The sequence below is a fragment of the Pseudomonas sp. NPDC087626 genome (genome assembly GCF_044743405.1).
GTDB lineage: Bacteria > Pseudomonadota > Gammaproteobacteria > Pseudomonadales > Pseudomonadaceae > Aquipseudomonas.
The window spans coordinates 1-25108 of the sequence record NZ_JBIUWJ010000054.1 but is presented as its reverse complement, the minus strand read 5'-3'; the positions used below and the strand labels follow the sequence as shown (position 1 = coordinate 25108).

General features: G+C 63.8%; 18 protein-coding genes and 1 riboswitch. Of the genes, 10 read left to right on the top strand and 8 right to left on the bottom strand.

What is annotated here, in order from left to right; all coding sequences use genetic code 11:
• Nucleotides 1-386: 386 nt before the first annotated feature.
• Nucleotides 387-1316 carry a LysR family transcriptional regulator gene (locus ACIOVD_RS27265; RefSeq protein ID WP_401131258.1) on the bottom strand — a complete coding sequence of 310 codons (930 nt, stop codon included), beginning with the start codon at nucleotides 1314-1316 and terminating at the stop codon, nucleotides 387-389.
• A gap of 98 nt (nucleotides 1317-1414) precedes the next feature.
• On the opposite strand from ACIOVD_RS27265, the gene ACIOVD_RS27260 reads away from it, so the two are divergent.
• From ACIOVD_RS27260 to ACIOVD_RS27240, 5 genes are all read left to right on the top strand, one after another.
• Nucleotides 1415-2278, top strand: coding sequence for an AraC family transcriptional regulator (locus tag ACIOVD_RS27260; protein ID WP_159996827.1), 864 nt, complete (start codon nucleotides 1415-1417; stop codon nucleotides 2276-2278).
• Between the two features lie 98 nt (nucleotides 2279-2376).
• Entirely contained in the window at nucleotides 2377-4203 is a 1827-nt protein-coding gene (locus ACIOVD_RS27255; protein WP_159996825.1) for a DUF1302 domain-containing protein, read from the top strand.
• 12 nt (nucleotides 4204-4215) lie between these two features.
• The gene (locus ACIOVD_RS27250; protein WP_401131255.1) at nucleotides 4216-5553 is read left to right on the top strand and encodes a DUF1329 domain-containing protein; all 1338 of its coding nucleotides are present in this window, start codon (nucleotides 4216-4218) and stop codon (nucleotides 5551-5553) included.
• 72 nt (nucleotides 5554-5625) lie between these two features.
• Nucleotides 5626-6981, top strand: coding sequence for a DUF1254 domain-containing protein (locus ACIOVD_RS27245; RefSeq protein WP_401131253.1), 1356 nt, complete (start codon nucleotides 5626-5628; stop codon nucleotides 6979-6981).
• 3 nt (nucleotides 6982-6984) lie between these two features.
• On the top strand, nucleotides 6985-8388 hold the full coding sequence (locus ACIOVD_RS27240; protein ID WP_401131251.1) for a DUF1254 domain-containing protein: 1404 nt from the start codon (nucleotides 6985-6987) through the stop codon (nucleotides 8386-8388).
• Nucleotides 8389-8721: 333 nt separating this feature from the next.
• Here ACIOVD_RS27240 and ACIOVD_RS27235 read toward each other — a convergent pair whose 3' ends face one another.
• Nucleotides 8722-10695 carry an alkyl/aryl-sulfatase gene (locus tag ACIOVD_RS27235; protein ID WP_401131249.1) on the bottom strand — a complete coding sequence of 658 codons (1974 nt, stop codon included), beginning with the start codon at nucleotides 10693-10695 and terminating at the stop codon, nucleotides 8722-8724.
• Between the two features lie 151 nt (nucleotides 10696-10846).
• Between ACIOVD_RS27235 and ACIOVD_RS27230 the strand changes: the two genes are divergently transcribed.
• The 4 genes from ACIOVD_RS27230 (at nucleotide 10847) to ACIOVD_RS27215 (ending at nucleotide 15776) form a co-directional block, all read left to right on the top strand.
• Complete coding sequence (locus ACIOVD_RS27230) at nucleotides 10847-11518, top strand: ABC transporter ATP-binding protein (RefSeq protein WP_159996815.1); 672 nt, start codon at nucleotides 10847-10849, stop codon at nucleotides 11516-11518.
• Nucleotides 11515-13992, top strand: a complete 2478-nt coding sequence (locus ACIOVD_RS27225) for an ABC transporter permease (RefSeq protein ID WP_401131247.1) — start codon at nucleotides 11515-11517, stop codon at nucleotides 13990-13992. The genes ACIOVD_RS27230 and ACIOVD_RS27225 overlap by 4 nt, the downstream gene beginning before the upstream one ends.
• Complete coding sequence (locus ACIOVD_RS27220) at nucleotides 13982-15055, top strand: lipocalin-like domain-containing protein (protein ID WP_159996811.1); 1074 nt, start codon at nucleotides 13982-13984, stop codon at nucleotides 15053-15055. The genes ACIOVD_RS27225 and ACIOVD_RS27220 overlap by 11 nt, the downstream gene beginning before the upstream one ends.
• Before the next feature lie 142 nt (nucleotides 15056-15197).
• Nucleotides 15198-15776 (top strand): hypothetical protein, encoded by a 579-nt coding sequence (locus ACIOVD_RS27215; protein WP_095171892.1) that lies wholly within the window; start codon nucleotides 15198-15200, stop codon nucleotides 15774-15776.
• Nucleotides 15777-16055: 279 nt separating this feature from the next.
• Here the strand turns inward: ACIOVD_RS27215 and ACIOVD_RS27210 are convergent, their stop codons facing one another.
• The 3 genes from ACIOVD_RS27210 to ACIOVD_RS27200 all read right to left on the bottom strand — a co-directional run bounded on the left by ACIOVD_RS27210 (nucleotide 16056) and on the right by ACIOVD_RS27200 (nucleotide 20038).
• Nucleotides 16056-17453, bottom strand: a complete 1398-nt coding sequence (locus ACIOVD_RS27210; protein WP_401131244.1) for a VOC family protein — start codon at nucleotides 17451-17453, stop codon at nucleotides 16056-16058.
• A gap of 180 nt (nucleotides 17454-17633) precedes the next feature.
• The gene (locus ACIOVD_RS27205) at nucleotides 17634-18563 is read right to left on the bottom strand and encodes an alpha/beta fold hydrolase (protein WP_401131242.1); all 930 of its coding nucleotides are present in this window, start codon (nucleotides 18561-18563) and stop codon (nucleotides 17634-17636) included.
• Between the two features lie 20 nt (nucleotides 18564-18583).
• Entirely contained in the window at nucleotides 18584-20038 is a 1455-nt protein-coding gene (locus ACIOVD_RS27200; protein WP_095171887.1) for an NAD(P)/FAD-dependent oxidoreductase, read from the bottom strand.
• Nucleotides 20039-20265: 227 nt separating this feature from the next.
• Between ACIOVD_RS27200 and ACIOVD_RS27195 the strand changes: the two genes are divergently transcribed.
• Nucleotides 20266-21339, top strand: coding sequence for a diguanylate cyclase (locus tag ACIOVD_RS27195; RefSeq protein ID WP_095171886.1), 1074 nt, complete (start codon nucleotides 20266-20268; stop codon nucleotides 21337-21339).
• A gap of 45 nt (nucleotides 21340-21384) precedes the next feature.
• Here the strand turns inward: ACIOVD_RS27195 and ACIOVD_RS27190 are convergent, their stop codons facing one another.
• From ACIOVD_RS27190 to ACIOVD_RS27180, 3 genes are read right to left on the bottom strand one after another with little or no spacing between them, the layout of a single operon-like run.
• On the bottom strand, nucleotides 21385-22308 hold the full coding sequence (locus tag ACIOVD_RS27190) for an ABC transporter substrate-binding protein (RefSeq protein WP_401131239.1): 924 nt from the start codon (nucleotides 22306-22308) through the stop codon (nucleotides 21385-21387).
• Nucleotides 22301-22672, bottom strand: a complete 372-nt coding sequence (locus tag ACIOVD_RS27185) for a (2Fe-2S) ferredoxin domain-containing protein (protein ID WP_401131237.1) — start codon at nucleotides 22670-22672, stop codon at nucleotides 22301-22303. Before ACIOVD_RS27185 ends, ACIOVD_RS27190 begins: the two co-directional genes overlap by 8 nt.
• Before the next feature lie 13 nt (nucleotides 22673-22685).
• Nucleotides 22686-24551 (bottom strand): TonB-dependent receptor plug domain-containing protein, encoded by a 1866-nt coding sequence (locus tag ACIOVD_RS27180; RefSeq protein ID WP_401131260.1) that lies wholly within the window; start codon nucleotides 24549-24551, stop codon nucleotides 22686-22688.
• Between the two features lie 204 nt (nucleotides 24552-24755).
• Nucleotides 24756-24961, bottom strand: a riboswitch (cobalamin riboswitch).
• Nucleotides 24962-25108 lie beyond the last annotated feature (147 nt).

Here is a 25108-nt window from a genome sequence, read left to right as displayed (position 1 = left end):
TGCATGCGGCTTCGCCGCACGGCGCTACGCGCCTCCCCCCTGATGGACACCTTCGCTCAGCCTGCCGAAGGGGCGGGTGGATCAAGATCAAAAGCAAGAGCACGGCGACCTGACAGTCGGCCTGAGTGGTAAAAGCGGGCGAGGCGGCCTGCCGGCCGGCCTGTTTTTCTTGGCTGGGATATCTCTATTGTGGGAGCGGGCTTGCCCGCGATGGCGATCTGCGCCAAACCACAGATCTCGGTAATACCCCAACCCCCGTAGCAGCTGCCGAGCCCGCGAGGCTGCGTTCGAGGACGCAGTCCTCGCCGCCTTTCAATCCTGCCGACGGTGCAGGGGGATCAAGATCAAAAGTCGCCGCACGGCGATCTGCTTGTCGGCCGGGTGGGTTATACCATCGCGCCTTCCAGTTCCAGCAAGCGTCGATCCACCCGCACAATCGCATCGACCATGGCCAGGGCCGCTGGGGTCAGGGAGTGTCCGGCGCGGCTGACGATTCCGTAATGCAGCTGCAGTCCCGGGTCGTCTGTGGGGATGTCGGTGAAGCTCAGTAGGCTGATTTCGCCCTTGAGCGCCAACTCGCTCAAGGCTTCCATGGTGGCGAGGCCGACGGCGTCGGAGCGCATTACTACGCGGCGGATCGCGTCGAACTGGGCACATTCCACGCGGGTCTCGAAGTCGGCTTCGCCCTGCACGTCGGCGAGGATTTTGCGGATCATCGGCGGGATCCGCGTGCCCACCACCGGGTAGTCGAGCAGGGCCCGCAGTGCCAGCGGCCGGCCGTGGCTCAAGGGGTGTCCGGCGCGGCAGAAGAACCGCCCGCGACGGGGTCGCAGTAACTGCACCTGGTACTGCGGATCGCCGGTGAAATAGCGCGAATCGGCGACCAGGAATTCGATCTGCTGCTCCTTGAGCCAGCCTGCCAGTTGTTCCCAGTCGCCCTGGTGAAAGCGGGTACGGATGGCCGGGTGGGCGCTGATGAATTCGGCCAGGGCTTCGGGCACCAGCAATTGCGCTGGGTAGGGCCCACAGCCGAAATGCAGCTCACCGCCGGTCAGGCCGTTGTATTGCATCAACTCGTTGTGCAGCGCCTGGCTGCCCGCCAGCAGGCGTCGGGCATGCTGCAGCACCAGTTGGCCCTGGCCGGTCAGGCGAAACTCGCGGCTGCTGCGCTCCACCAGCGCGCAATCGAGGTCGCGCTCCAGGGTCTGGATGCTGCGACTGAAGGCCGGCTGGCTGAGGTTGATCGCCTCGGCCGCCCGCACAAAACTGCGGTAATCGGCCAGGGCCACCAGGTGGCGAAGCTGACGGAGGTCCACTATGCGTCTCCTGCATTCGTTGGATACTTTTAATGCATTTGATCGATAGCATACGGGCTGGCATAAGTACAACCCTCTTTTGCCTGCAGCGCTCGCTCATGCCTGATCAAACGTTCGCCTCCAGTGCCTTCACCCGCACCATCCTCAGTCATGCCCGCCAGGTCGGCCTGTGTGAGCAAGTCTTGTTGCAGCGTGCCGGTATCAGCCTGTCCTGGCTCGACGACCAGCATCAGCACATCCCGGCGCACCTGGTGGAACAGTTGTGGCGTGAATGCGAGAACGCCGGCGTTGGGCGCCACTTCGGCTGTGACCTGGTCAATGGCATGGCCACCAGTTGCCTGCAAGGCATGAACATCCTGCTGGACTCGGCCGCCACCTTGCGCGCCAGCCTGCGCTGTTTTACCGACTATCTGCCGCGGGTCACCAACCATGTCCTGGCCGAGCTCGAGGAAAGCACCGACGAGGCCCGTCTGCACCTGCGCCCGGCCCGGCAGATGCCGCATTTTTTTGGCCTTGATGCTGCCACCTTGAGCCTGGTGCGCAACATTTCGCGGCGAGTTGGCCTGGCACCGGCCCAGTTGTTCAGCCGCGTGCGCCTGGCACCCGGGCAGGCGGCTGGCGAATGGCTGGATGGGCAGGGGGTCAGCACCGAGGTGGCCGAGCACCCGTGTCTGATCCTGCCAAGGCTCAGCCTGGAACTGCCCGTGCTCAGCGCCCATCCCTTTTTGCACCAGAGCATGCTGCGCCACTGGCAAGCGGCGGCGCCCAACGAGACCCGCACTGACAGCCTGGAGTTGGCGCGGCACTGGTTGACCGCTGGCGACCAGCCGATCGAGCGGATTGCCGAGCGCCTGGGTTATCGCCAGCCGAGCAATTTCATCCGCGCCTTCCGCAAGCAGTTCGGTATCACCCCCAAGCAGTTTCGCCTTGGGCACTTCCAGGGTTGCGCTGACCCGGCCTAAAAAGCCGGATGATCATTTTTTGTCGCGCCACGCTTGCGCCTGTTGTTGGATTGTTGGGCATTTTGACCGGGCTGAGTACATCTGACCGGAGCCTAATAATGATAAAAACATGCTCGGCCAACGCCTGCGTCGCGCCACGACGCAAAAGGCTTGGCCACACCCGACCGCAACCGCTAGCCCTGGCCATCCTGGCGGCCATGGTCGCACCTGCCCAGGCGACCACCTTCGAGTTCAACGAAGACTGGAGCCTGTCGACCAAGACCACCCTGTCCCTGGGCAGCAGTTGGTCGACGCAAAATCCCGACAAAAGCATGATGACCCGGGCCAATGCCCTGCAGGCACAGCATGTGCAGGCCAATGGCAGCAGCGTCAGCGCCGACGACAACCGGCTGAACTTCGAGAAGGGCGACCAGATCTCGCAGATCTTCAAGGGCCTGACCGATTTCAGTCTTGACGGGCAGGGGCAGGGGGCCTTTCTGCGGTTCAAGTACTGGTACGACGAGGCCTACGAAAACGGCGAAGGACGCTTCAAGCAGTTCGACGATTCGGGCTGGGACGACTTGTCCAAGTTCAAGGGTTTCAAGACCCTGGACGCCTATCTGTGGAAGGACTTCGTGGTCGCTGACCGCCCGCTTAACGTCAAGGTCGGCAACCAGGTGTTGTCCTGGGGTGAGTCGCTGCTGATCCAGAACGGCATCAACGTGATCAACCCGCTGGACGTCTCGGCGTTCAACCGTCCCGGGGTGGAGATCAAGGAAGGCCAGTTGCCGGTGGAGATGCTCTCCTTCAGCCTCGGCCTGACCGACACTCTGAACCTGGAAGGCTTTTACCAGTACAACTGGCGGCCCAGCGTGCTCGACGGCTGCGGCACGTTTTTCGCCAGCAGCGACGCGATCCAGAAGGGCTGCGGACCGCTGTACCTGAGCCAGGTACAGACCGATCAGCAAATGCAGAGCGCCGGGCTCTACGCCACCTCCCGTGGCAACGAATCGCCGTCCGATAACGGCCAGTTCGGCTTTGCCCTGCGCAACATGATCCCGGCGCTGAACGACGCGGAAGCGGCGATCTACTTCATCAACTATCACTCGCGCCTGCCGTACTTCACCCTCGACGCGCGGGATGTCACCCAGCCCGGGACGTTCCCCGGCGGCATCCAGAACCCCAGCTATGCGGCGGCGTTCCCCGAGGACATTCGCCTGTACGGTTTCAGCCTCAATGGCGTCGAGCCGAATTCGGGCATCTCCCTGGCCGGCGAAATCAGCTACCGGCCGAACATGCCGCTGGCGATCAACGCCCCGGACATCAACGTTGCGGTGATTTCCGGGCCGGGCGGCAGCTCCTGGGTCGACCTGCCGAGCGGGTTTGATAACACCCATGGCGACCGCTACGACGGCTGGGTACGCAAGGGCGTGTGGCAGATGACCGGTTCGGCGACCCAGGCCTACGACAACATCCTCGGTGCCACGCGCCTGAGCCTGTTCGGCGAGGCCGGGGTGGTGCACATCGAGGACCTCGGTGACGAGCGCCTGGGACGCAACGCCGCCTTTGGCCGCAGCAGCCCGAAAAATGGCGCGCAGTGCAACACCGTGGCCTCGGGTGTGACCAACCAATATTGCACCGACAAGGGCTTCGCCACCGACTGGTCCTGGGGTTATCGCCTGCGTGCCAGCCTGGAATACAGCGACGTGTTCCCGGGGGTCAACCTGATCCCGGCGGTCAACTGGCGCCATGACGTCTCGGGTTATTCCTATGACCCCCAAGGGCCGTTCCAGGAAGGCCAGCAAGCGCTGGGCCTGAGCCTGACCGCCAACTACCTCAACGACTACAGCGTGGAGCTGGCCTACAACAGCTTCTTCGGCTCGAACGACTACAGCACCCTGGACGACCGCGATTTTGCCTCGGTCAGCTTCAAGGTCGACTTCTAAGGAGTATCAGTGATGCGTATGCAACTTTGTGTGCTGGCCCTGGCCTGCGCGGCGAGCCTGGCGCAGGCCAAAGGCAGTGATCCGGCGGCCCTGGGCAAGACCCTGACGCCGATGGGGTCGGAAATGGCCGCCAACGCCGACGGCAGTATTCCAGCCTGGACCGGGGGCCTGGCGGGCAACGCCGGCACGGTCGACGCCAAGGGCGGGTACAGCGACCCCTACGCCAGTGAGAAGCCGCTGTTCACCATCACCGCGCAAAACCTGGCGCAGTACCAGAAGTTTCTGAGCCCGGGGCAAGTGGCGATGTTCAAGCGCTACCCCGATACCTACAAGATGCACATCTACCCCACGCACCGCAGCGCCAACCTGCCCAAGACGGTGCTCGAGCAGAGCCGGGAAAACGTCGCCAAGACCAGCCTGGCCGATGGCGGCAACGGCCTGCACGACTACGTCCATGGCATTCCGTTCCCGCTGCCCACCGAAGCCCTGGAGGTGATGTGGAACCACATGACCCGCTACCGTGGCGGCAGCTACGAGCGCATCAGCAGCTCGGCTTTGGTGCGCGAGAACGGCGCCACCAGCTACGTGCGCAACCAGTCGTTGATCAACTTCGCCGACACCATCAGCGGGCTTGAGCCGGGCAACAACACCCTGTTCATGTTCAAGAGTCGGGTGCTGGAACCGGCCCGTCTGTCCGGTGAAGCGGTGCTGGTGCACGAGCCGATCGACCAGGTGGCCGAGCCGCGTTCAGCCTGGCAATACCTGCCGGGGCAGCGTCGGGTGCGTCGTGCGCCGATGATCGCCTACGACAACAGCGCCCGTTACAGCAACGGCCTGATTACTGCCGACAACATCGATGGCTACAACGGTGCGCCGGACCGTTTCGACTGGAAGCTGGTGGGCAAGCAAGAGCTGTACATCCCCTACAACAGCTACAAGATCGGCAGTCGCGACCTCAAGTACGACGCGGTGATCAAGCCCAACCACGTCAACCAGGACCTGGCCCGTTACGAGAAGCACCGGGTCTGGGTGGTGGAAGCCACGCTCAAGCCCAATGCCCGGCACATCTACGGCAAGCGTCGGTTTTATATCGATGAAGACAGCTGGCAGATCGCGCAATCGGATCAGTACGACAGCCGTGGCGAACTGTGGCGCAGCGGTGAGTTGCACGCGATCCAGCATTACGATCACGGGTTCACCTACAACGTCCTGGAAACCTCGTACGACCTGATCGCCGGGCGCTACTACGCCGGAGGCCTGGCCAACGAAGAGACCGAGCCGATGCGCGTGGGTTTTGCCGCCAAGACCGACGACTACACCCCCTCGGACCTGCGACGCTGGGCCAAGTAACCCGTCCTGCGGGGCCCGCTCCTACAAAGCGGGCACTGAGCGCCGCATTCATTGCTGTCAGGAGACATTTCCATGCGCCACTGGATTTCCGCATTAGCCTTGGGGCTCAGCGCGAGCGCCGTACAAGCCGCCAGCCTCGATCAACCGCAAGCCCGGGCCCTGGCCCAAGAGGCTTATGTGTTTGCCTACGCCACCGGCGAACACCTCAAGGTGCTCAGCGCCATCGCCGCCAAGCTGCCGTTCAACATGCTGTACAGCGAGCCACGACTGCTCGGCCCGCAAGACAACAAAGTGGTTTCCCCGAACAACGACACCTTCTACTCGCGCGCCTTGCTCGACCTGCGCGGCGAACCCCAGGTGCTGCAAGTCCCCGAGGTCGAGGGGCGATACTACAACTTCCAACTGGTGGACCTGCGCACCGACAACCTTGACTACATCGGCACCCGCGCGACCGGCAGCAAGGCCGGGCGCTACCTGATCGCCGGTCCAGACTGGCAGGGTGAGGTGCCGTCCGGTTTCAACGGGGTGATTCGCTCGCCGAGCCGCGTGGTGTTCCTGATCGGGCGCACCGAGGTCAAGGGTGCCGACGATCTCACGCAGGCGGCGCAGGTGCTCAAGGGCTACGCCTTGCAGCCCCTGTCCAAGGCGCTGGGGAACCCGGCACCCGCGGCGCTGCCCACCCTGCAGTTACCGGCCTATGAGGACAGCAAGCAGGGGCCGGCGGTGGCGTTGTTCGAGCGCTTCAATCGCCTCGCGGCGCTGCACCAGTGGACCCCCGCCGAACAGCAGAAGCTGGCACGCTATGCCGAAATCGGCATCCAGCCAGGCGGCGCATTCGTGCCGCCGCAAGACCTCAAGGACGCAGTGGCCGAAGGCGCCGAAGCCGGCCGCGACCAGGTGCGAGTGGCCTCCAGCAAACTGTCCGTGGAGCAGCAAGGCTGGTTCCGCTCGCCGTCCAACGTCGGCAAGTTCGGTGACGATGACCTGACTCGCGCGGCTGTGGCCTGGCGCTACATCTATGCCAACGATCCTGCCGAAGCGCTGTACCCCATGGCACTGCACGACGCCCAGGGCCAGCTACTCGATGGCAATAAAACCTATCGCCTGCATTTCGCCGCCGGGCAGTTGCCACCGGTGAATGCCTTCTGGTCCCTGACCCTGTACGACGGCAAGAGCCAATTGCTGGTGGCCAACCCGCTGGCGCGTTACTCCCTGGGTGATCGCAGCCCCGACCTGCGATACGACGCCGATGGCGGCCTGACCCTGACCCTGGCGCACGCGACCCCGGCACAGGACGCCCAGAGCAACTGGCTGCCGACGCCGCAAGGTCCGTTCAACCTGATGCTGCGGTTGTACCTGCCACAACAGCGGGCACTGGATGGCAGCTACTCATTACCGACCATCGAAGCCATCAAGGGCGAGGGCTGAACCATGAATGCTCCTTTCAGCCGTCGTCGTCTGCTCGCCGGCATGAGTGTGGCCGGTGCCGCACTGGCGTGTCCGAGTTGGTTGCTGGCCGCCAGCCAGGTCTACCCAACCTCTGCCGAGGATATCCAGGCCATCACCCGGGACGCGTGGATCTACGCCTACCCGATGCTGATGCACTACCAGACCATGGAAAAGCAGGTGCTCGACCCCAGTGCTGCCGAGTATGTCGGCGGCTTCAATCGCTTTCGTCACTACAGCAGCCTGTACACGCCGAAGAACCGCGAAATTGTCACGCCGAACAATGACACGCCGTACTCCTGGGCCTGGCTGGACCTGCGCAGTGAGCCACAGGTCTTGAGCGTGCCGGCAGTGGCCGAGGACCGTTACTACGTGCACCAGCTGGTGGATCAATACACCCACAACTTTGCCTATGTCGGGGTGCTGAGCACCGGGCGCGAGGCGGGGGACTACCTGATCGCCGGGCCTGGCTGGACGGGCGCAACCCCGGCCGGGATCAAGGCCGTACTGCGCAGTGAAACCGAGATCGTCATGGTGCTGGGCCGCACCGCGCTGAAGAACACCGAGGACATGCCGGCGGTGCGTGCCTTGCAGCAGCAGTATCGCCTGCGCTCGCTGCACGAGTATGCCGGTACCCCGGTACCCGCAGCAGCACCCGCCATCGCGTGGCAGGCGTGGGACAGCAAGACCGGGCTGGGGCCAGGGTTCATCAATCAGTTGAACCAGATCCTCACGCTGTGTCCGGTCCAACCGAGTGAGCAAGCGTTGCATGAACGCTTTGCGCGGATCGGCATCGTTGCGGGGCAAGCTTTTGATCCGGCCGCGTTGTCTGCCCAGCAGTTGCAGGCATTGCTGGCGGGTATCCAGCAGGCCCAGGCAGAGATGAAGGTCGCCGGGGCCAAGGTCCGTAGCACCCTGGGTATGTTCGGCAACCGCGAAGCCATGCACAACAACTACCTCAACCGCGCCCTGGGGGCGGCCATGGGTATCTACGGCAACAGCGTCGAAGAGGCGTTCTACACCGGCAGCCAGCGGGACAACCAGGGTCAGTCGTTGGTGGGCGGGCGCCGCTACCGCCTGCGCTTTGCCCCGGGGCAGTTGCCACCGGCCAGCGAATTCTGGTCACTGACCCTCTACGACCTGCCGGACCGGCAACTGGTGGCCAACCCCATCGATCGCTATTGCCTGAGCAGCCGCGATCACCTGCAGCCGGACGCCGACGGTGGTCTGACCCTGCTGGTGCAGAGCACCGCCCCCGAGACCTCGAGCAACTGGTTGCCGGCCCCACAAGACGGCGCCTTCACCCTGATCCTGCGCCTGTACGGCCCCGAGCGGCAGGTGATCGAGCAGCGTTGGCAGATGCCGGCAGTGGAGATCGTCCAGGCCTGACCCACCGGCATCGCGAGCACCCCAAACCACCGTGGGAGCGGGCTTGCCCGCGATGGGGCCAGCCCATTCAACATCGATGGTGCCTGACACACCGCCATCGCGGGCAAGCCCGCTCCCACAGGTTTGCTGGGTATATACAGAATCTGTGAACAGCCAAAATCACTGTGGGAGTGGGCTTGCCCGCGATGGGGCCAGCCCATTCAACATCGATGGTGCCTGACACACCGCCATCGCGGGCAAGCCCGCTCCCACAGGTTTGATGTGGTGTATACAGAATCTGTGAGCACCCAAAACTACTGTGGGAGCGGGCGCCCGCTTGCGGCTTGCCCGCGATCAGGGCGTAACCACATTGAACTGCGGGCTGAAGGTGTCCAGGCTGCCCAGCAGCTGACCCAGTTTCTTGCCGTCGCCCTGCAACGTGACCAGGCCTTTTTGGATCGCCGTCGGGAAGTCCAGTTGCTTGAGGCTGATTTGCTCCAGGGTGGCCTTGCTCATGCTGACGCTGGCGTCGGCCTGGGGATTGCTGCCGCTGCGGTGGGTCAGCACGCCGTTGCGCAAGGTCAGGTTGTAGGCCTGGTTCGGGTCGTTGAAGGTCCAGTTCAACGTCAGGTCATGGCCGACGGCTTTCTCGCTGTTCAGGCGAATGGCCAGGAAGTCGAAGAACATCTCCGGGGTCAGCGCCCGCACCATGTCCACCGACACCGAACTGCCGGCAGTCGGTGGCACACCATTGCGCAGTTCCATGGCGGCGGTCAGGTACATGTTGCGCCAGGTGGCGTTCTCGCTCTGGTAGCCCAGTTGTTCCAGCGCCTGGGCCTGGGTTTCGCGGCCTTCGCTGTTGTCCGGCTCGGCGAACATCAACTGATTGCCCAGTTGCGTGGCCCAGCGGTAATCGCCCTTGGTCATGGCCTCGCGCATCTTGCCAATCACGGCCGCACTACCGCCGATGGCCTCGACATAATGCTTGGCGGTTTCCACCGGCGGCAGCGGGTTGAGGTTCGACGGGTTGCCGTCATAGAAGCCCATGTAGCGCTGATACACCGCCCGTGAATTGTGGCTCAGCGAGCCGTAGTAGCTGCGGGTGTACCACTTGTTCTCCAGGTCGCCCGGGAGCTTTTGCATGTTCTGCGCGATCTCCATCGGCGTCAGGCCCTGGTTCAACAGGTGCAGGGTGCGGTCGTTGAGGAAGGCATACATGTCGCGCTGATCGGCGAGGAAGGTGCGGATGCGCTCGCCACCCCAGGTCGGCCAGTTGTGCTGGGCAAAGAGTACGTCGGTCTTGTCGCCGTAACGCGTCAGACTGCTGTCCAGGTATTGCGACCAGGCCTTGGCATCGCGCACCGGAGCGCCGCGCGGAGTGAGGATGTTGTGCATCATCTGCGTAGCGTTTTCCGCCATGCACAAGGCTCGCAACTGCGGCAGGTAGAGGTTCATCTCCGACGGTGCTTCGGTGCCCGGGGTCAGTTGGAACTGCACCTCGATGCCGGCGATGGTGCGAGTCTCGATTTCCTGGCTGATCAGGTCGGTCGGCGGGATCAGGGTGATGGTGCCGCCCGATGGCGTGTTCTTGCCCATACCGGCGTCCACCTGGCCCTTGTCGCCCCGGGGCAACAGGCTGCCGAACTGGAACTGCGCACGGCGGCTCATGGCGTTGCCGGCGTAGACGTTCTCGCTCATCACATGTTCCATGAACCCCGATGGCGCGAACACCTTGACCTTGCCGGCCTTGACGTCGGCTTCGTCGATCACCCCGCGCACGCCACCGAAGTGGTCGACGTGGGTGTGGCTGTAGATCACCGCCACCACCGGCTTGTGCGCACGGTTCTGGTAGTAGAGGTCGAGGGCGGCCTTGGCGGTTTCGGCCATGGTCAAGGGGTCGATGATGATCAGCCCGTCATCGCCTTCGATGATGGTCATGTTGGCCAGGTCCAGGCCGCGCACCTGATAGATCTTGTCGCTGACTTCAAACAGCCCGGCATGGGCGCTGAGCTGGGCCAGGCGCCACAGGCTCGGGTTGACGGTGTCGGGGGCCTGGTCCTTGTCGAGGAAGGCGTAGGCCTGCATGTCCCAGATCACCTTGCCGTCGGCGCTCTTGATCTGACCCTTGAACGGGGCGATCAATCCGCGGTTGACCGACTCGTAGTCGGTGCGGTCGCTGAAAGGCAATTGCTTGAGGACGGCGGCGTTGCTGGCAGCGGTCAGGGGGCTGGCGGCGGCGGGGGCTTGGCTGGCACCAGCGGACTGGGCCAGGCAGGCGGCGATCAAGGCGGCCAGCAGGCCACGGGTGGACAGTGTGAAACGAGGCATGGAGTCTCCGTTTTTATCGTTATGGCTATTCCAGTCTTGAGCTTAGGGCGCGCACTTGGCACCCCGGCAATCGTCAAACGACAAAAACCATGCAGGGCCGATGACCCGGTCCGCTATCCTTGAGCTCTGTGTCACCGAGCGAGCGTTGCCCATGCTGGAGGTTCAAGGGGTGTTCAAGAGCTACGCCACCGCCCAGGGACCCTTGGCGGTGTTGTTGGGGGTCGACCTGCGCCTGGAACAGGGCAGTAGCCTGGCGCTGATGGGCGAGTCGGGCAGTGGAAAAAGCACGCTGCTGCACCTGGTGGCCGGGCTGGACCAGGTCGATCGCGGCAGCATCCGGATCAACCAGCAGCCGTTGGAGCGGATGAACGAACGCCAGCGGGCCCACTGGCGACGCACTGAAATCGGCCTGGTGTTCCAGCAGTTCAACCTGATCGGCAGCTTGCGCGTGGAAGACAACCTGGCCTTCCAGGCGCGTCTGGCCGGGCGCCTTGATCCGGCCTGGCAGGCGCAACTGGTGGAACGCCTGGGCCTGGGGGATCTGCTCAAGCGCTACCCGGAACAATTGTCCGGCGGCCAGCAGCAGCGCGTGGCGCTGGGTCGGGCGCTGGCCTCGCGACCGCCCTTGTTGCTGGCCGACGAGCCCACCGGCAGTCTCGATGAAAGCACCAGCGATGAGGTGCTCGACTTGATGCTCGAACTGCTCGCCGACAGCCCCAGCAGTTTGCTGATGGTCACCCACAGTCCGCGGATCGCGGCGCGGCTGGCGCAGCGGGTGGTGTTGCACGGCGGACGCCTGGTCGACTCCGGCCCGCGGTCATGAAAGTCTGGCGGGAAACCTTACGGGCGCTGCTCAGTCACTGGCGCCGGCACCCGGTGCAGTTGTTCAGTGTGCTCACCGGCTTGTGGCTGGCCAGCGGCCTGCTGACTGGGGTCGAGGCGCTGAACAGCCAGGCGCGCGACAGCTACGCCCGGGCCAGTCAGTTGATCGGCGGCGAACCCCAGGCCAGCCTCGCAGCCGTCGATGGCGCAACCTTCGGGCAACAGCTGTTCGTCGAGTTGCGCCGGGCGGGTTGGCCGGTGTCGCCAGTGTTGCAGGCGCGGATCCAGCTTGAGGACCAGCCCGAGCAGCGATTGCAACTATTGGGCATCGAGCCCCTGTCGTTGCCCATCGGCTCGGCGCTGGCCGGACAAACCCTGAAGCTGGAGCAGATGGTCGACTTTGTCAGCCCGCCGGGACGGACCTGGATTGCCCCGACAACCTTGCAGGCCCTGGGTCTCAAGGAAGGCGACCGGCCGCTGACCACCACGGGTCGGACCTTGCCGGCGCTGCACGGGCAAGCCGACATGGCGCCCGGCGTGCTGTTGGTGGACATCGGCGTGGCGCAGCAGGTGCTGCAATTGCCCGGGCAGCTTTCGCGCCTGCTGCTGCCCAAGGAATTTGCCGCCAGCGCGCCGCCGTTGCCCGGCTCACTGGGTGCGCGCTTGCAGCTCAAACACAGTGGCGAAGAAAACAATCTGGCGCGGCTCACCGAGAGCTTTCACCTGAATCTGGATGCCTTGGGCGTGCTGTCGTTTGTCGTCGGCCTGTTTATCGTCCACGCCGCCATCGGCCTGGCCCTGGAGCAGCGCCGAGGCCTGTTCCGGACCCTGCGCGCCTGCGGTGTGAGCGGGCGGACGCTGATCGGCTGCCTGTGCCTGGAACTGGCAGGCCTGGCCTTGCTCGGCGGTCTGTTGGGGGTGGCCAGTGGTTACCTGCTGGCCAGTGTCTTGCTGCCCGACGTTGCCGCCAGCCTGCGTGGGTTGTACGGCGCCGAGGTGGCGGGGCAGTTGAGCCTCAGCCCCTGGTGGTGGTTCAGTGGCCTGGGCTTGAGCCTGTTGGGCGCCTTGCTGGCGGGGGGCAACAGCCTGCTGCGTGCGGCGCGCATGCCACTGCTGGCGCTGGCCAATCCGCAGGCCTGGCACCAGGCCCACGCCCGCTGGTTGCGACGCCAGGCCTGGGTCGCCCTGGGGGCTGCGGTGATTGGCTTGCTGGCATGGGGCTGGGGCGACAGCCTGGCCAGTGGTTTTGTGCTGATGGCAGCGCTGCTGCTGGGGGCAGCCCTGGGTTTACCGGTGCTGCTCGACGCGCTGCTGAATCTGTTGGCGCGGCGCCGGCGCTCGGTACTCGGGCAGTGGTTTCTCGCCGATTGCCGCCAGCAATTGCCGGCCCTGAGCCTGGCCCTGATGGCGCTGCTGCTGGCGCTGGCCGCCAACATCGGGGCTGGCAGCATGACCGCCGGCTTTCGCCTGACCTTCAATGACTGGCTGGAGCAACGGCTCAGCGCCGAGCTCTACGTCAATCCGCAGAGCCCGGCGCAGGCCACTGCTTTGCAGGACTGGCTGCCCCGACAACACCTCGACGCGGTGTTGCCCAGTTGGCAGGTCGCGTTGTCGTTGCAAGGCTGGCCGGCGGACCTCTACGGGGTGATCGACGACCCCAGCTACCGTGCGCACTGGCCCTTGCTCGAAGCCCTGGGGGAGCAACCCTGGGACCAGTTGGCGAGGGGGGAGAGAGTCATGCTTAGCGAGCAACTGGCACGCCGGCTCAAGGTGCGCCTGGGCGATCACCTGAGCATTGCCACGCCCCAGGGGCCGTGGTCGGTGCAATTGATCGGGATCTACGCCGACTACGGCAACCCCAAGGGGCACTTGTTGGTGAATGCCCAGCAGTTGCTACGGCATTGGCCGGGGCTGGCCCCCAGTCGTTTCAATCTGCGGCTGCAGCCGGCACGGATTCCCGCGCTGGTCAGTGCCTTGCACAGGGACTTTGCCCTGGATGACAGCCGCATCGTCGACCAGGCCCGACTCAAGGGCTGGTCGAGCGAGGTCTTCGAGCGCACCTTTGCCGCCACCGCGGCGCTCAACAGCCTGACCTTGGGGGTGGCCGGCGTGGCTTTGTTCATCAGCCTGTTGACCCAAAGCGAAAGTCGTCTCGGGCAATTGGCACCGCTGTGGGCGCTGGGGGTGACCCGCCGCCAGTTGATGCTGCTCAACCTCGGGCAGACCTGGCTACTGGCGTTGCTGACCCTGGTGCTGGCGTTGCCCCTGGGCATCGCGCTGGCCTGGTGCCTGGACACGGTGATCAATGTGCAGGCATTCGGCTGGCGCCTGCCGTTGCGGGTGTTTCCCCTGCAATTGGCGCAACTGATGGGGTTGGCGCTGTTGGCCACGCTGCTGGCTTCGGCCTGGCCCTTGTTCAAGCTGTACCGCAGCCAGCCTGCGGACTTGCTCAGGCGATTTGCCCATGAAGATTAACCGGCTGTCTGCGTTGCTGCTGGTGCTGGGATTGACCGGGTGCGATGAGCCGTCGGGCGACCAGGGGTTCGCCGGCCTGGGTAGCGACGCGGCAGCCTTCAGTCAGGTGACACCCGGACGCACGTTGAGCTTTCCCGCCGATCACGCCGCCCACGACGGCTATCGCATTGAATGGTGGTACCTCACGGCCAATCTCAAGGATGCCCAGGGGCGGGAGTTCGGAGTGCAGTGGACGCTGTTTCGCAACGCGCTCAAGCCCGGTCCCGAACAACCAGGTTGGGCCAGCCAGGTGATCTGGCTGGGGCACGCCGCCGTGACCTCGGCCACCGTGCACCATGCTGGCGAACGCTACGCGCGCGGCGCAGTGGGTCAGGCCGGGGTGCAGGGCGTGCCCTTTGATGCGTGGATCGATGACTGGCGCCTGAGCACCCGGGCTGATGCCCAGGAACCGCTGGCCGAGATGCAGGTGCAGGCCAGTGGCGCGGGCTTTGCCTATCAGCTGCAACTGACGACCAACCGGCCATTGGTGCTGCAGGGCGAGCAGGGTTTCAGTCGCAAGTCCGAGCAGGGCCAGGCTTCGTACTACTACAGCCAGCCGTTTTTCCAGGCGCGCGGCACCCTGGAGATCGACGGCGTGCGTTACCAGGTCAGCGGCCCTGCCTGGCTCGACCGGGAGTGGAGCAGCCAGCCATTGCTGGCCGGGCAGAGCGGCTGGGATTGGTTCTCCCTGCATCTGGACAGTGGCGCGCACCTGATGCTGTTCCGGGTCCGGGAGAAAGACGGGCAAGGCTACCTCAATGGCACCTGGATCAACCCGGACGGCAGCAGCCGGAGCTTGTCACGCCAGGACATCAGCCTGACGCCCCTGGCTCGTAGCGAGGTGGCGGGGCGCCAGTTGCCAACCCAGTGGTCGCTCAAGGTGGCGGGCGAGGGGGTGGACATTCGGGTCGCGGCGCTGAACCCCAGGGCCTGGATGGCCTTGCGCATTCCTTATTGGGAAGGTCCGGTGCAAGTGAGTGGCACTCACCCGGGCACCGGTTACCTGGAAATGACCGGTTATTGAGTGGTCAGTCGCAGTCCGCGACCCTGTTCAGGAATGTTTTAGGAAAAGTGCTGATCTATGTCTATGCTCACTCGACACACAAGACTTTAGGCTTGCGTAGTAAGTCACTGCCCATATTTTATTGCACAGGGAATGTATCGCCATGAAGCTTCATACACTGACCAAAGCCATCACACTTGCCACCCTGCTTTCTACCGGCAGCCTCAGTGCCTACGCTGCGGATATTCCACTGGCGGAAGTAGTGGAGGCCAACCAGGTGATCACCAAGGTGATTTCCGTCGATGCAGCCAATCATGAAGTGGTACTCGAAGGCGCCGAAGGCAAGCCGGTGCACATCCAGTTGAGCGACAAAGCCAAGGACCTGGGCAACCTCAAGGCCGGTGACAAGGTGCAGCTGGACGTTATCCGTTCGGTCGGCACGTTCCTTGATACCGATGTCGACAAGAGCCTGCCAGGCTCGGTTGAGCGGGTCGGCGAAATGCGCGCCACCGAGAACAATCCGAACCCAGGCGGCACCGCCTACCGTCAGGTCAAGGTCCAGCTGAAAATCACCGCCATTGACCTGGCGAAAAACCAGGTAACGCTGCAGAACCCGGCAGGCCTGAAAAAGACCGTGACCGTGGAAAAACCTGAGCTGCAGGCCAAACTCAAAAACCTCAAGGTCGACCAGAGCGTGGTGGTGGTCTACACCGACGTGCTGAAGGTCACCACTGCACACTAAGATTTATTGCCGCACGATAAAACCAGACCCGGTGATGGTGACCCCATACCGGGTTTCGTTTTTTTTCGCTTATGAATTCTGTTGAAATATGTCGTGCACATTTATTCAGAATTTGTCACCGGACATATCTGCCAACTTGCATTAAAATCACCGCCGTTCGCCCAGTGCCATGGCTCTTTACCAGTGCAAGGATTGCCAGGTTATGACACTGGGCGAACTCCTCTCTAAAAAGTTCGACAAACAACATTCAGATGTACAACATTTCTGAATGTTCGTGCCTCAGTTTCGCGCTGGCAGATTCAACGCCGCGTAACACTCTTCAAGCGAACGTTGCTGCGTTTGCGCATACAACCCCAGCTCATCGATGGTCGAACGCCCCAACGCCTGCTCGAACGCGGCTTGGTTGGAGTGCTGTGCATAGTGGATCTGGGCGGCATCGCCGAGGTTCGACTGGAAGATCCCGGCGGCGCTGACTGGCAGGAAATCCTCGTACACCAGCGGCTCGAACCGCAGGAAACCGGCCTGTAGCAAAGCGTCCAGGCTCAGACCCGCGAGCGCTTGGGCAGGGGCGGCGCGGCCTTGTTCAGTGACGAAAAACCGGAAGTAGGCCAGGTCTTGCTCACGCAGAGCTGCGTAGCTGTCCGGGAACGCTTCGAAGTGCTGGTGCATCAGGCGGTTGTAGCGTTCGGCGTTGGCTTCGTTGGGGAAGTCCTGCAGCTCGTCGCGGGCGGCATTCAGCAACCGGTCATAAAGAGCCCGGCCTTGGGGCGTAAGGGCAGCGCCGCGTTGCTCGATTTCGCCGAAGCGCGCGCTGTGGCTGCCACTGGCCTGCTGCTGGTCGGTGAAGGCGATGGCTTCATCCAGCGCCTTGAAGCTGGTCTGGCGCAGCAGGATCGGGCACTGGCGACGGGGTGGGCCTTCGATGACGGCCTTGGGGGTGATGCCATGACTGGGCATCTGCGCCTGCACGATGTCGATGTCCAGGGTGCGCGGAGTCAGGTGGTTGATGTGCGGGCCCTTGAACGCCACCACATCGGCGACCAGCCGGTGCTGGGCACTCAGTTGCTGGTACTGCGCGGCGGTGACTGTGGCGTGGTGGTGCCAGCGGAAGGTCTCCAGTGCCTGTTCGACAAACGCCTCGGCCTGGGCTTCGTCGAGACCGCCTTGCTGTTCGGCCTGGTCGATCAGTTCCAGGGCCTGGGTGGTGAAGATCGAGCGCCGGGTCAGCACCGATTCGGCGAAGGCGCGCAACTCGGGGTCGGCGATCAGTTCCAGGCGCAGCAGCGAGGTGAACACACGAAACGGGCTGATCTGCAGGGCGCTTTCATGCACCGCGCGAAACGCCGTGGAATGCACCGGCACCCCGGCCGGGGTAAGGTCGTAGTAACCCACCGGCTCCATGCCCATTACCGCAAACAGCCGGCACAGGGTGGCCAGTTCGCTGGCGCTGCCAACGCGGATCGCGCCATGGCGTTCCAGGTCCAGGCGGTCGATTTCACCGGTCGCGCGCAGTTGCCGGGCGATGGCCGGATCCTGCTCCAGCACCTGGGCGTTGGTCTGGGCTACCAGCTCCATCAAGGCGCCGTACAGCGGCACTTCTTCGCGGTACATGTCCGACATCGCCCGCGAGAAGCGTTGGCGGATCAGGTCAGGGCTGACGACGTTCTGGTTGCTCATGAATAGGAATCCCGGCGCAGTGACAGTGAAGTAGGCCGATTCTGTTCGGCGCTGGCGAGGCTTGCAAACGAAGTTTCTTCCGAACTTCATTCTGCAAACGACTGCTGCACAGCTCGTTATCACGTCTCTAGCTGTCGGCTGGGCGGATCAGTAGTTTTTCGACTGCCCTCTGGCGGCGGGCTAACGCCGCGGGCGCTCGAGAAACTGCCGAAACAAGGCTGCAGTCTGCGCCGGGCGTTCAACCATCGGCATGTGGCCGATACCGTCCCAGATTTCCAGGCGGGCGCCGGCGATGCCCTTGGCCCAGACCTCGGCGCTGCTGACATGCAGCAAGCGGTCTTCGCGCCCCCACAGCAGCAAGGTGGGAGCATGGATCAGCGCCAGCCGGGAGCCGATCGGCTGGCTGGCGTGAAAGTCCTCGAAGATCTCCGCCAGCTCTTCGCGCCGGTCCTGGTAACGTTCGGCAATGGCCGCCAGCACCACGCCCGGGACCCAGGGCGGGGATGCCATGGTCATCCGATAGAGCTGCTTGAAGTCAGCCGGCGAGTGGATCAGGAACGGATTAATGCCGGCGGCCAGCAACCGCTCCATGTCGCTGGGCTCGGGTGAGCTCAGGCCTGCGGGGTCGATCAGCGTCAGCGAAGCGATACGTCCTGGATGGGCGGCCGCCAGCCACGCGGCGACGTAGCCGCCCATGGAATTGCCGATCACGTGGACCTTGCCGATCCCGCAGGCATCGAGCAACTGGATCATCCGTTCGGCCTGGGTCGGGATGTCATAGCCGCCACCGGCCTTGAACCCGGTTTCGCCATGGCCGGCCTGGTCGGGGATGATCACCCGGCAGTCGTCGACAAAATGCCGGGCGAAGCGCAGCCAGATGGTTTTGTCGGCGCTGTAGCCGTGGAGCAGCAGGAGGGTTCGGTCCGGCGTGTCAGGCCCGCCCTGGTAGGTGACCATGCCCATTTCGGCAATCGGCATGGTGATTTTTTCCAGGCGATACAGGCGCGCCTCCAACGCCGTGCTGGCGTCGTACAGCAGGTGGCCGAGACGCGGCCAGGTGCGCCAGGTCCAGTAGACCAGCAGCAGCGCAAGGATCAGCACAATTACCATCGCGTTCTCCCCAGTACTCGTCAGGACAGGATGTGGTCGCCCGGTTTCAGTCGGCGCGTCAGTTGGTGGTAGCTGAAACTGAATCCGGGAAACATCGCGATCACGTGACCGCTCTTGCTTTGATACCAGCTGTGGCAGCCACCGGATTTCCACACGGTGCGCTGCATCTGCTGGTGGATCATTTCGGTATAGGCGCTTTCGGCCTCCTTGCGTACTTCTATGCTGCGCAGGCCCTGCGCCTTGAGGGTGCGAATGCAGTCGAGGATGTAGTTCATCTGCGACTCGATGATGAACAGCGCCGAGGTATGGCCAATGCCAGTGTTGGGGCCGGTGACGATAAACAGGTTGGGAAAGTCCGGCAGGCTGGTACCCAGGTAGGCGCGTGGGTAGAGCGCCCAGACGTCGCTCAGGCGAGTGCCGTGTTTGCCCAGCACCGGATAATTGATCACCCCGTCGGTGGCGTCGTAGCCGGTGGCCCAGACGATCAGGTCGAGCTCCAGGTGCTGGCCGTCGAGGGTGCGGATGCCCCGTTCGTCCAGTGCGGCGATGCCCTGGTCGCGGCCGTGCAGGGTAACGTTGGCGCGGCTCAGCGCCGGGTATAGGGTGCTGGACAGAATCACCCGCTTGCAGCCGATGGTGAAGTCCGGGGTGAGCTTTTGTCGCAGTTGCGGGTCCGGCACCTGGCGCTTGAGATGATTGAGCGCTTGCTGTTGCACCAGCTTGAGGGCGGTTTTCGAATACTTGAAGGCAATCACCCGGGTTTCGAATTGCCAGTAGATCAGCCAGCGCAGCAGCTTGTAGGCCGGCTTGAGTCCCAGCAGCCAGCGCTGGAAGCGGCCGAAACTGCGGTCGGCGCGGGGCAGCACCCAATGCGCGGTGCGCTGGAACACATGCAAGTGGGCGACCTGCGGCGCAATGCTGGGAATGATCTGCGCCGCGCTGGCACCGCTGCCGACGATGGCGACCCGCTTGTTGCGGTAGTCGTAGCGGTGATCCCAGGCATTGCTGTGAAAGGTGCTGCCGGCAAAACGTGGCAGGCCCTCGAACGCCGGGATCACCGGTTGGCTCAGCGGTCCGGAGGCGTTGATCAGGAACTGCGCCCGGAAGGTGCCTTTGCCACGGGTGAAGACCTGCCATTGCCGGGCGTTGTCGTCCCATTCGACCCGCTCGACATCGGCCTGCAACTCGACCTTGTCACGCAGTTGGTAGTGCTCGACCACATGTTGGGTGTAGCGGTGCAGCTCGGCCTGCTCGGCGAACATCTGCGTCCAGGGCCAGGAGGCGAACGACAGGGAGTAGAGCGGGGAGGGCACATCGACTGCGGCGCCGGGGTAGGTATTCTGACACCAGGTGCCGCCAAAAAAATCACGCCGCTCCAGCAGACGGAAATCGTCGATACCTGCCTTGAGCAGATTGACCGCCGCACACTGGCCGCCAAAACCGCTGCCGATGATCAGAACCTGATGGGTGTGCATGCTCCTCCTCGTTTTTCGTCGTGCCGCACACCCGCGCCAGCGGTGCGATGAGTCCCTGTCATTTATAGTCAATCTTTCGGCGCAGGGTAGGCTGGGCCGGCTTTTTCTGGCTGCTGGACGGTGATGGCAATTTGACGTTGCCCTGATAGACTCCGATGTGTTGCCGTCTGCGGGACTAGCTGTCGCAGGGTTCCCATCTGCCGTACCAAGAGGAGCTTTGGCCCCCTATGCAACCTGTTGCAGGAAAGGGACTTTCAATGGCCAAGAGGCTGTACACCTCGCGCTCCCTCGGCCTGGTGCTGGGCCTGTTGTGCGTGGGTGCGGCGCTGCTGCCGCTCAAGCCGCCGGTCTGGCTGGTGGCATTGATGCTGTTCAACGGCCTGGTATGGCCGCACCTGGCGTACCAGTGGACCCGCCGCTCGGCGGTGCCGTATCGCGCGGAATATCGCAACCTGTTGCTTGACTCGTTCATGGGCGGCTTCTGGGTGGCGGCCATGCAGTTCAACCCGTTACCCAGCGTTGCCACACTGTCGATGATGGCCATGAACAACGTGGCCATTGGCGGTTTGCGCTTCCTGCTCGCCGGTCTATTGGCCCAACTGCTGGGGTTGGGGCTTGGGCTGTTGTTGTTCCTGCCGGCCTTCATCCCGCCGACCAGTTCCTTGCAGATGTATGCCTGCTTGCCGTTGCTGACCTTCTACCCGCTGGCACTCGGTTGGATCTGCTTTCGCCAGACCCATGCCCTGGGCAAAAGCAAACGTGAACTGTTGGCCCTGAGTCGCACCGACAGCCTGACCGGGCTGTTGAACCACGGGGCCTGGAAAGACGCCCTGGAAATCGAGTTCCAGCGCTGCCAGCGTCAGCAGGCCGGCGGGGCGATTGCCTTGATCGACATCGACCACTTCAAGTCGATCAACGACACCTACGGGCATGTCGCCGGGGACATTGTGCTGCGCCAGTTGAGCAAGATCCTCAAGCAGAACCTGCGCGCCACGGACGTCGCAGGGCGTTACGGCGGGGACGAGTTCTGCGTGATCCTCCCCGACGTGCCGCTGGCCCATGCGGTCCAGGCGATGGACGCCCTGCGCGACCGTTTCTCGGGCCTGGGCTATGAACAGAGCCCGACCCTGCAAGTCAGCCTGAGCATCGGCCTGGCGGCGTTCAACCCGATGCACAGCGACGCCACGCAATGGCTCAGCGACGCCGACCTGGCGCTGTACGCCGCCAAGACCACCGGCCGCAACCGCGTCATCTGCCACGCCGACGGGCTGGTCCAGCGCGTGGCCATAGGGGTCCCGTAGCAGCCCGTAGCAGCTGTCGAGCTCCGCGAGGCTGCGTTCGGGCTGCTACAGCTCCATGCGTATCTCCTTTAAACGCTGCGCCAATTCCAGCGCCACGCGCCCGCTGGCGAACGTTGGCACGAGGTGGGCGAATGGTACGTCGAGCATGCGGTTTTCCTTCACTGCCCGCAGTTGCGAGAGCACCGGGTCGTGGCGCAGCAGATAACGTTTGCGGCTGGCCGGAGACCAGACGGCGTCGGCCAGCAACAGCACGTCGGGGTCACTGTCGAGCAAGGTCTCGCGGCTCACGCTCAGGCGGCCCAGGTCGACCTCGGCGAAGGTGTTGCGCGCCCCGGCGGCGTTGAGCAGGGCCGTGACGAAGGCGTTTTTGCCGACGCTGTCCAGGCCGTCCGCCTCGCTATCGAGGTAGAACACCGATAACGGTTTGGCACCGCTGTGCAGCGCCGCGGCCCGGGCCAGGTCGGCGTCCAGGGCGGCGCTCAATTGCTGCGCCTGCCCGGGGCGTTGCAGCAGAGCGCCGAGGGTTTGCAGGTCGGCACGGATGTGCGCGAAAAAATCCAGCGAGCGCTGGTCGCAGGCGGACTCCAGCAGGTAACTGGCGATGCCCTGGCGAGCCAGCATCGGCCGTGAGCTCAGGTGTTGCGCAAAGGCCGAGGCAAACCCGCCCACCACCAGGTCGGCGTGCTGGGTGTACAGCACCTCGGCCGATGGATAACGTTTGGAGATCAGGGGGATGCCGCGGTAGGTGCCCTGTTCGATCGCCACATTGTCATCGTCGATATAGGCCACGCCAATCAGCGCCGGACCGGCTCCCAAGGCCAGCAAGGTGTCGGCACTGTGCTGGTTGAGCGCGATGATTCGTTGCGGTGCCTGTTCGATTTCCCGGGTTGTCCCGCAGTTGTCGTAGGTCTGCGCCTGTACGGGTAGCGGGGCACAGAGCGACACACTGAGCAGCATTCGCCTAAGCATTGGACGGATCTCCTGCAGGCGCGCCGATCAGCAGATGCGCGACCACCGCACCCGCCACCAGATGCCCGTCCACCAGTTGCTTGACCTCCTGGTCATCGCGCACCCGGTACCAGCAAGCATCCGGGTACACGGTCAGGACCGGCCCCAGGTTGCAGGGGAACTGGCAGCCGGTGCGGGTCAGCAGGACCCCCGCCGGTGTTTCGATCCGGTCGTGCTTGAGCAATTCCCGGCGCAGGGTTTTCCACAGCGCCAGGGAACCCCTGGCCACACACCGCGGCCCGGTGCACAAGAACACCTGGCGGGCGTGCGGCGGGATACTCGACCAGGCCGGATCGCTCGGCACGCCGTTGACGTCATATTCCATGGCAAGCACTCCCTCAGAAACGGTAGGTGTAACGCACCTCGGTGGTGAACGGCCGGCCGAGGTTCTCCACGGACGGGCTGCCGGTGGTCATGCTGGTGGCGTAGTCACGGTCGAACAGGTTTTCCACCAGCAGGCTCAGGCGGTGGCGCCGGGCGTTGTCCAGGTAGCGATAGGCATCGGCATCGACCACCGAGTAATGGCCGTAATCCACGTCCTTGGCGCTGACCACCGAACGGATGTAGCGCAGCGCCCCTCCGGCCCCCCACAAGCGATTGTCCGACTCATAACCCAGGCGTGAGCGGGCGAAGAAGCTCGGGATGTTGCTGATGGTCACGCCGTTGCGGCCCTCCACCAGGTTGCGGGTCATGTCGCCTTGCAGGCTCCAGCGATCATTGAGCTGCCATTGGCCGTCGACTTCGATACCGCGCACCAGGATCTGGCCATCACCGTTGACCCACTGGTCGCCGTCGAGGGTGATCAGGTCATCGATTTCCCGGCGAAAGCCGGTGACGCTGGCGCTGAATTCGCGGGCCAGCAGGGTGCCCCGGTAATCCAGGCCGAGTTCGGCATTGCGGCTCTTCTCGGCCTTGAGGTTGGGGTTGCCCATCTCCTCGCCAGGTTCGTTGACGTACAACTGCTCGGCATTGGGCAGCTTGTAGGCGCTGCCGATCTGGCCCCGCAATGCCCAGTGCTCCGTCAGGTCGTAGAGTGAGGTGAGCATGCCGACCGTGGCGCTTTCACCGCCGCTCAGGTGCTCCTGGCGAACGCCGATGCTCGGGTGCCAGTCCGGTAGCGCGGCGATCACCGGGCGCAATTGGGTATACAGCGCGTGGGCTTCGGCCTGTTGGTTGTCGATGACCATGACATCGTCCTGGCCCTTGAACCATTGGTTGTCGCTGCCGAACACCAGTACGTGGCCACCGGGCAGTTCGGCTTTGCCCTCGGCCTGCAGGCCCCAGTCGGTGAAGCCCCAGTAGTCGTTGTGGTTGAGCACCCGGGTGCCGCCGCCTTCGAGGTTGTAGACCCGGGTGTAGCGGGTGTCCCAGTCGTTGACATGGCCTTTGAGGAAGTAGCTCAGGTCTTGATTGACCTGCTGTTCGAAGGTCGCCGTGGCGATCTGTTGCACCCGGTCGTTGCTGGTGTTGCGGTTGTCCGTGGGGCGGGCGAAGTCCAGGTTGGCGTCGCTGTACTGGTAGAACAGTTCCAGGCGCGAATCGTCGCCGAAGGCCTGGGTGGCCTTGGCGCCAAAGGTGCTGACTTCGTAGCCGCGCTTGCGGTCGGTGGCGGTGCTGCGCATGTCACTGCTGCGAAATGGCTGGTAGCCGTCGGAGACGTTGTGGCTGACGTACGCCAGCAAGCCAAGGTCGCCAAAGCCGTTGCTGACGATCTGCTCGGCGCGCGCGTCGCCGCTGCGGCCCATGAAACTGTCCAGGCCCATGTTGAGTTCACCGGAGGTCTCGCGGGTCTGGGCGCTGCGGGTGACGATGTTGATCACCCCGGCCACGGCCTGGGTGCCGAACAGCAGGCTTTGTCCGCCCTTGAGCACTTCGATGCGTTCGATGGCATTGGCCGGCAGGGTGTCGAGGTAGAGCCCACCGTACAGGCGATTGTTCAGGCGCACGCCATCGAGCAGGATCAGCGTGTCGTCGTTGCGCCCACCCAGCAGCGAATAGTTGGCGTAGTCGAAGGGGCCGTTTTTCGGCGCGACGTAGAGGCCGGGCACTGACATCTGCAGCACGCGGGTGATGTCGGCGTCGGGGCCGGCGCGCTCGATCCGGGCGCGGTCGATGATCTCGACCTTGCTGCCAAAGCGCGCCATTTCGGCGACGGTGGTGGATTCCACCGACGGGGCGCTGACGAGTTGCTGGTCGAGGGTCATGGCCGAGGTGTCGGCCAGGGCGGGTGGGCTGATCAGGCAGAGCAGGGCGCCACAGGCATACAGTCGCGCAGGACGCTGGTCCTGGCTGGAAGGAGTTGGAATTTGAGTCATTTTTGGTCTTCTCGAAAAAAATCTTCGCAGAAGCACGCAGGAGAAAGTACCGGACACGCGCCAATACCGGCCCATGCCCGCCCACCGCAGGTTTGCCAAACAGAAATTCCAGGCCGGTCTCCGGGCTTGCGAGGCTCGAAGCGTTCACCTTCCCAGGCCTTTGGGCCCAGTGGTCTGTCGAACGCGTCACTCGCTTACCGTTGCGGGGGCAGCACCGGACTAACCCTGAAAAGGGCGCACCGGTTTCCCGTTTCACCTCATGCACGGCGGCATGAGGCACCTGAAACTGGGCGGTATCTGAACACTCGGATGACCGTTCGTCAAATAATCAGGTGGGCTTTAGTACGCGGGGTACATATCCATTTCTGCGGTAACGGCCTCCTATGGTTCCGCTTTTACAGCGGCTCACTTTTGGAGGAGCCCAAAAGTAAGCAAAAGGCTCTTGC

Excerpts from the sequence above, each read along its gene's own strand:
- ACIOVD_RS27260 (WP_159996827.1), top strand. The coding sequence starts at position 1,415 with ATGCCTGATCAAACGTTCGCCTCCAGTGCCTTCACCCGCACCATCCTC.
- ACIOVD_RS27255 (WP_159996825.1), top strand. The coding sequence starts at position 2,377 with ATGATAAAAACATGCTCGGCCAACGCCTGCGTCGCGCCACGACGCAAA.
- ACIOVD_RS27250 (WP_401131255.1), top strand. The coding sequence starts at position 4,216 with ATGCGTATGCAACTTTGTGTGCTGGCCCTGGCCTGCGCGGCGAGCCTG.
- ACIOVD_RS27245 (WP_401131253.1), top strand. The coding sequence starts at position 5,626 with ATGCGCCACTGGATTTCCGCATTAGCCTTGGGGCTCAGCGCGAGCGCC.
- ACIOVD_RS27240 (WP_401131251.1), top strand. The coding sequence starts at position 6,985 with ATGAATGCTCCTTTCAGCCGTCGTCGTCTGCTCGCCGGCATGAGTGTG.
- ACIOVD_RS27235 (WP_401131249.1), bottom strand. The coding sequence starts at position 10,695 with ATGCCTCGTTTCACACTGTCCACCCGTGGCCTGCTGGCCGCCTTGATC.
- ACIOVD_RS27230 (WP_159996815.1), top strand. The coding sequence starts at position 10,847 with ATGCTGGAGGTTCAAGGGGTGTTCAAGAGCTACGCCACCGCCCAGGGA.
- ACIOVD_RS27225 (WP_401131247.1), top strand. The coding sequence starts at position 11,515 with ATGAAAGTCTGGCGGGAAACCTTACGGGCGCTGCTCAGTCACTGGCGC.
- ACIOVD_RS27220 (WP_159996811.1), top strand. The coding sequence starts at position 13,982 with ATGAAGATTAACCGGCTGTCTGCGTTGCTGCTGGTGCTGGGATTGACC.
- ACIOVD_RS27215 (WP_095171892.1), top strand. The coding sequence starts at position 15,198 with ATGAAGCTTCATACACTGACCAAAGCCATCACACTTGCCACCCTGCTT.
- ACIOVD_RS27210 (WP_401131244.1), bottom strand. The coding sequence starts at position 17,453 with ATGAGCAACCAGAACGTCGTCAGCCCTGACCTGATCCGCCAACGCTTC.
- ACIOVD_RS27205 (WP_401131242.1), bottom strand. The coding sequence starts at position 18,563 with ATGGTAATTGTGCTGATCCTTGCGCTGCTGCTGGTCTACTGGACCTGG.
- ACIOVD_RS27200 (WP_095171887.1), bottom strand. The coding sequence starts at position 20,038 with ATGCACACCCATCAGGTTCTGATCATCGGCAGCGGTTTTGGCGGCCAG.
- ACIOVD_RS27195 (WP_095171886.1), top strand. The coding sequence starts at position 20,266 with ATGCAACCTGTTGCAGGAAAGGGACTTTCAATGGCCAAGAGGCTGTAC.
- ACIOVD_RS27190 (WP_401131239.1), bottom strand. The coding sequence starts at position 22,308 with ATGCTTAGGCGAATGCTGCTCAGTGTGTCGCTCTGTGCCCCGCTACCC.
- ACIOVD_RS27185 (WP_401131237.1), bottom strand. The coding sequence starts at position 22,672 with ATGGAATATGACGTCAACGGCGTGCCGAGCGATCCGGCCTGGTCGAGT.
- ACIOVD_RS27180 (WP_401131260.1), bottom strand. The coding sequence starts at position 24,551 with ATGACCCTCGACCAGCAACTCGTCAGCGCCCCGTCGGTGGAATCCACC.